Origin of the sequence: Desulfogranum marinum (assembly GCF_016918565.1) — a bacterium.
GTDB lineage: Bacteria > Desulfobacterota > Desulfobulbia > Desulfobulbales > Desulfobulbaceae > Desulfogranum > Desulfogranum marinum.
Genome location: NZ_JAFFQD010000172.1, coordinates 1 through 408 on the forward strand (window position 1 = coordinate 1; position 408 = coordinate 408).

At 62.3% G+C, this 408-nt stretch carries 1 pseudogene; it reads right to left on the reverse strand.

The annotated features are described in order from the left end of the window. Positions 1 to 185, reverse strand: a pseudogene (locus tag JWH17_RS23365) (collagen-like triple helix repeat-containing protein); the annotation flags it as partial. Positions 186 to 408 lie beyond the last annotated feature (223 nt).

The following is a 408-nucleotide window of genomic DNA, read 5'->3' on the forward strand; positions in this document are numbered from 1 at the left end:
GTCGACGCAGTGATCGCCGGCTTGGATTGCGAATTGCTGCCGCCGCCAAGCGACGCTCCCATGTCGCCGCTGCCCGAATTCGCGCAACCGGCCACCATGGCGAACGATGCCGTCGCCAGCACGCACCACAGGAATACTCCGCGCTTCGGCGGATTCGATTTCGACAAGAACGCTCGATCGCGCATCTTGTGCCTCCACTACTCAGAACAGAACGCTCGTTGGACCCCTTCTGTCTTGCGCTCTTTGCTCGTCGGGTTTGTCGTCGTCAGCCATGTGGGGTTGGCGACGACCTCCCTGTCTTCTCACGTGCCACGCGCAGGCCCGTGCCACACCGCGCGATCGATGCCGTGCTGGTGTGGTGAGCGGATCGTGGAGTGAAACCGAATGGCATGACAATCAGCGCCAACC